General features: G+C 51.6%; 5 protein-coding genes. 2 read left to right on the forward strand and 3 right to left on the reverse strand.

Translation table 11 applies throughout. The annotated features are described in order from the left end of the window. From nusA to gmk, 3 genes are all read right to left on the reverse strand, one after another. A partial coding sequence (nusA, locus tag ACLUYS_RS08910) for a transcription termination factor NusA (RefSeq protein ID WP_412659643.1) occupies positions 1-1,640 on the reverse strand: 1,640 nt, incomplete at its 3' end. Between the two features lie 13 nt (positions 1,641-1,653). Beyond that, positions 1,654-2,112, reverse strand: coding sequence for a ribosome maturation factor RimP (gene rimP / locus ACLUYS_RS08915; protein WP_412659644.1), 459 nt, complete (start codon positions 2,110-2,112; stop codon positions 1,654-1,656). 149 nt (positions 2,113-2,261) lie between these two features. Continuing rightward, complete coding sequence (gene gmk / locus ACLUYS_RS08920; protein ID WP_230267883.1) at positions 2,262-2,834, reverse strand: guanylate kinase; 573 nt, start codon at positions 2,832-2,834, stop codon at positions 2,262-2,264. Between the two features lie 183 nt (positions 2,835-3,017). On the opposite strand from gmk, the gene ACLUYS_RS08925 reads away from it, so the two are divergent. Both ACLUYS_RS08925 and ACLUYS_RS08930 read left to right on the forward strand, forming a co-directional pair. After that, on the forward strand, positions 3,018-3,305 hold the full coding sequence (locus ACLUYS_RS08925; RefSeq protein WP_230267882.1) for a hypothetical protein: 288 nt from the start codon (positions 3,018-3,020) through the stop codon (positions 3,303-3,305). A gap of 33 nt (positions 3,306-3,338) precedes the next feature. Further along, complete coding sequence (locus ACLUYS_RS08930; protein WP_412659645.1) at positions 3,339-5,000, forward strand: NFACT family protein; 1,662 nt, start codon at positions 3,339-3,341, stop codon at positions 4,998-5,000. The last annotated feature ends 198 nt before the right edge of the window (positions 5,001-5,198 follow it).

The raw sequence follows: 5,198 nt of genomic DNA on the forward strand, positions 1-5,198 counted from the left end.
GGTTTAGCGGGTTTTGCGGGTTCAGCTTTTGGCGCTTCGGCAGCAGATTCAAACTTGGACACGTACGTCGTACGCTTTTCGCTGAGCGATTTGCGTTTTTCCTTGGCGATGCGTGCCGCTTCTTCCATTTCGTCGAGTTCCTTTTCCTTAACGCTGACACTGGACTCTGCGGTTTTCGGCGCTTCGTTTGCCGGTTCGGCTTCGCTTTCGTACTGCGCTTCGCGGCTGGCGAGCGTATCCATGCGGTCGAGGTGACGATCGTCGTAATCGACATCGTAGTCGTAGTCGGCTACATCGGCGATATTGGCGGTCGGTTCGTTGGAGTTCTGCAGTTCTTCGATACGCTTCTGCTGCTTGTAGGCGCGTTCGCGGGCTTTCTTTTCTTCGTACTCGCGATGCATTTCTTCTACGTACCCTCTCCAGTCGATACCAAGTTCATCGAGTTCGCTCTGGGAGCGGATATCGATGCGGTAGCCAGTCAGCTTGTACGCCAGACGGGCGTTCTGTCCTTTTTTGCCGATGGCCAGGGACAGCTGATTGTCTGGTACGGCAGCAACCAGCGTACGGGAATCGTCGTTCGGATTGCGGTCGCGTGTGGAGCGGCGGACTTTTTCGCTGCCGAGTTTATCGGCGGCTTTTTCATGCGGGAAAATCTGAACACCCTGCGCAGGCGAGAGCGCGTTGGCTACGAGCTGCTGCAGATCGTCGGACCATTCGAAAATGTCGATTTTCTCCCCGTTCAGATTCGAAGATACTGCACGGACACGGCTTCCGCCCGGACCGATGCAGGCACCGATCGGATCGATGTTTTCGTTGTTGGAAATGACGGCCATCTTGGCGCGGAGTCCCGGGTCGCGGGCGATCGCCTTGATTTCGATCGTTCCGGAAGAAATTTCGGCGACTTCCTTTTCAAACAGGCGCTTGATCATGTCGTTGCAGGAACGGCTGACCATTACCATGGCGCCCTTGGATTCCTTGTCGACTTTTGTGATGACCACGCGGATCATTTTGCCTTCGATGTACTCTTCACCAGGAATCTGGTCAGATTTGCGCATGACGGCGTCGGTTGCACCGGGCTGAAGCTTGCCTTCCTGATCGGCGCCCAGACGAACCATGACGAAATTATTTTCTACGGAATGAATCAGACCGTCGACCATGTCGCTGACGCGGTCACGGTACTCTTCAAAAATTTCCTGTTTTTCAGCATCCTTGAATTTCTGGAGCATAACGCTCTTTACGGTCGAGATATCGTTGCGAACGAAGTCTTCGATATCGGCTTCTTCTTCAAGAACCTGGCCCACGATCGGATTTGGGGTAATGTCCTTGGCTTCTTCGACATCGAGCTGGGTTTCCGGATCTTCTACCGTTTCCACAACGTCCCAGATCCGGAAGGCCTTCAGGCCGCCCTTGGGATCGAGTTCGGTACGAATTCTCGCGGTTTTCAGACCGTGGGATTTGCGGTAGCCGACTTCGATGGCGTCATTGAGAGCGGAGGTAAGAACTTCCGGCGAGAGATTGCGGAAGGACTTGATGGCTTCGAGCGCTTCCTGCGCTGTTTTTGCATCCGCTTCGAGTTCCCTGGATTTTGAATTGCGTTTGGTTTTTGTTGGTTTCTTTTCTTTCATTGCTTTGTTAGGCATATCTTCCTCTGTATTAAACTTTTACAGCGCTGCGAATGTGCGCGATATTGTCTCGTCTGACTTGGTATTTTTTCGGACGGCCCTTGATAAACGTGCTGATTTTCAGTTCGTTCTCATCCGCCGCATCGAGTTTGCCGAAAATTTCCTTGACGTGATCCTGCTCCTGGATCAGTTCGATCCGTACATACTTGCCGACCTGGTTCTGGATCTGCTTTTCGGTTTTCAGGAGCCGTTCAGCGCCTGGGGAGCATACTTCCAGCATATATTCGCCAGGGATCGCGTCCGCTTCGTCTAACAGCACGGAAAGTGCTTCGGAACACTCGGCGCAGATGTCGAGATCAATGGGCTCGTCTTCACGGTCGATCATGACGCGAAGAATCGGGGGCTTCATTTTGGTGTCCCATTCGAGCTCATACAACATGCAGCCCTTTTCTTTCAGGGCAGGCTCAATCAGGGTTTTCAGATTATCCATTCTCTCTCCTTACAAAATCGAAGGGAGCGGATGTCCGCTCCCTTGGGATTGATAACACGATCAGTTTAGCACTGCAGGCAAGGACCTTCAAGCAAAGGCCCTGAAAAGTCAATGGGCAAAGAAGTGATTTTCCCTTTATTCTTGCCTTTTTAGAGCGCTGTCTTTCGGATGATGGATGCCACTTCATCGGCCGCTCTCTGCGCGTCGTCGTTGACAACGACATACTGGTATTCACCCTGCATGGCCATTTCTTCTCTGGCTCTGGCAAGTCTTGCCTGAATGGCTTCTTCCGATTCCGTGCTCCGGCTGCGCAGACGGTTTTCAAGATCTTCAAGCGTAGGCGGAACGAGGAAAATCGAAACGGCTTCCGGGTAGTTGTTCATGACCTGTTTCGCGCCCTGCACTTCAATTTCGAGCATGACATTGCGTCCAGCTTTCCGGTTTTTCTCGATTTCCGAACGCGGGGTTCCATACGCGTGATCGGCAAAGCCGGCGTGTTCCGCAAATTCATCATTGGCTGCGGCTTTTTCAAATTCTTCCGGCGTTGCGAAATGATAGGTAACGCCTTCGATGTCTTCCGGGCGCGGATCGCGCGTGGTCCACGATACGGAATTGACCATATTCAGCGCATCCATGTCGAGATTTTCCCGGATCGTCCGCTTTCCTACCCCGCTTGGGCCGCTGAGAATGTAAATGCGGGCATCGTGTTTTGTGTCGTTCATTGTAATCCTTCCTTCTGTCTGATTTTAATTTGCGCTTTCCTGCACGTTCTGGCTGAAGGCTGCTCTGTTTGCACAGACCATTCACAGCTGCTCATCCGCTTCTGTATTGTTTAAGGCATGTTTCGTATTCGTTTCTTTTTCGGATTGGCGTGAGCCAGACCAGTAAAAAAGAAAACCGGCCGAATGAAAAATACGGAATTTCGTGCTCTTCCAGAAACTCTGAAGCCAGAACGGGAAAATACCGCGATTTTAAAACGGGAATCTGCGAACTTCCATTCCTATGCCGCACGTCCATTGACGCATAGCTGCTGTAAGAAAAGCCGCAGAACAGGAAAAGAACCGCTGCCCCCGCCAGACGCTGGCGTATGCGGCTGCGCTGCTCTATTTTCCTGTCGTTTTGTTTGCATCAGGATTTTCTCTATACTATACGAGAATTCAGGATTTGAAGAAATTTCTGCATTTCTTTTATAAAAATCAGTCCCAAGCGGACAAGGAGGTAGGCGTATGCCCTTTGACGGTCTTCTGCTTTCACGCGTCGTAAATAAGCTTCAGGAATACGAAGGAGCCAAAATTGGAAAAATTCAGAGTCTTAGCGATGAAGAGATTCTGCTCTTCTTGCATAAGCCGCAAAAAGGCAGCGCCAGGCTGGCGCTTTGCGCGCATTCCAACACGTGCCGTCTTTATCTGGACGAAAAAAACAAGGACGTTCTGCCCAATCCTTCCCCCTTTGTCATGCTTTTGCGCAAACGCATTTCGCAGGGCTATATCACAGCCATTGAACAGATGGGATACGACCGGATAGTCCGTTTTCATATCGTGGCGTCCAATGAGTTTTCCGATCGCGTCGAATACGATCTGTATGCGGAAATGATGGGCAAATATGCCAACCTGATTCTCGTCGATTCCAGAGACCAGACAATTATCGACTGTCTCAAGCGAATTCCGGTCTACGAAAATTCCAAGCGTCTGCTGCATCCGGGGGCGCTTTACACGCTGCCGCAAAAACCGGAACGGCAGATGCCCGAACCGCCGGTTACGATCGATCCGGACCGTTCACTGGTCAGCCAGATTGAAGGCTTTTCGCCCGCGCTTTCCCGTGAATTTCTGTACCGCATGCAAAACGGACAGACGTATGAAGAAATTTACGACGAGATGACGCATTCCGATCTTCTGTATCGGACCGGCAAGGAATTCCATGTGCTTCCCTTTGAACATCTCCAGACGCCCTGGACGTCCCTCCCCCTGATGGAAGGGCTGGAAACGCAGTTTGAAGCCGATGAAAACCGCCGACGCATTTCCCTGCAGTGCGGCGATGTCTTCAAAGCCGTGGATCGAGAAATCCGCAAGCTGTCCAAAAAGCTCCCGCGTCTGGAAGAGTCGCTGGAAGAATCGTACGGGTATGACGAAATGCGTCAGATCGGCGACGCGCTGTTTGCCCATCTCGATCTGCCAAAGTCTTCGCACGTGACGCTGGAATCGTTCGATACCGGCGATAAGCTGGAAATCGATCTGGATCCGCGCTATTCGATCAAGGACAACGCGAACATTTACTATCACAGGTACCGCAAGCTTAAGCGCGGTCGCGAAATTCTCGCCGAGCAGGTGGAGCAGTGCGCCAATCAGCTCGAATACTTCCAGATGCTTGCCGAGCAGCTCAAATACTGCAGCGCCGAGGACGTTCTGGAAATCCGCCAGGAACTGGCGGACCGGCATGTTCTGCATCTCAAAAAAGATGCGATGCGGCGCAAGAAGAAAAAGATGCCCAATATCGTCGTTCTGAAAATGGGCGATTCGACCATTTACGCCGGCAAGAACAATCTCCAGAACCAGTACATTACCTGGACGCTGGCCAGACGCAGCGATCTCTGGTTTCACGTCAAGGATTATCACGGCTCCCATGTCGTGCTGCAGAGCGAACATCCGAGTGAAGAAGAAATCCGCTTCTGCGCCATGCTGGCCGCCTGGTTTTCCAAAGGCCGCTATTCTTCGAGCGTGCCGGTCGACTACACCCGGATTAACCAGCTCAGGAAGGTTCCGGGAAAAGGCCCCGGCTTTACGACGATGAAATCGTTCAAGACCATTTATATCGATCCGGATGCGCATGTCATCGAAACGGCGCTTAAAACCGGAAAGGCGCGTCTCGATCTGTCGGAAAACGAACAGTAATTCGTACGGTCCGCATAGCGCCCGGAAAGCAGTTTCTCAAGCTGCCTCACCTTTTCTGACACAGCTTTCCTGCTCCGTCCAAATTTGCTTTAGATAAAAGATAAACGTCTTCGTTTCGAATTCCTGAGAATTCAGTTCGAAGACAATGCCATTCGGTTAACGGTTTTGTAGATTGCCAAATTATCCATTTGAGATAAT

The organism is Allobaculum sp., from assembly GCF_047010065.1.
In the GTDB taxonomy this organism is placed as follows: Bacteria; Bacillota_I; Bacilli_A; order Erysipelotrichales; family Erysipelotrichaceae; genus Allobaculum; species Allobaculum fili.

What these genes read in the sequence shown, in the direction of transcription:
- gmk (WP_230267883.1), bottom strand. Translation starts at nt 2,834, where the DNA reads ATGAACGACACAAAACACGATGCCCGCATTTACATTCTCAGCGGCCCA.
- rimP (WP_412659644.1), bottom strand. Translation starts at nt 2,112, where the DNA reads ATGGATAATCTGAAAACCCTGATTGAGCCTGCCCTGAAAGAAAAGGGC.
- ACLUYS_RS08930 (WP_412659645.1), top strand. Translation starts at nt 3,339, where the DNA reads ATGCCCTTTGACGGTCTTCTGCTTTCACGCGTCGTAAATAAGCTTCAG.
- ACLUYS_RS08925 (WP_230267882.1), top strand. Translation starts at nt 3,018, where the DNA reads ATGAAAAATACGGAATTTCGTGCTCTTCCAGAAACTCTGAAGCCAGAA.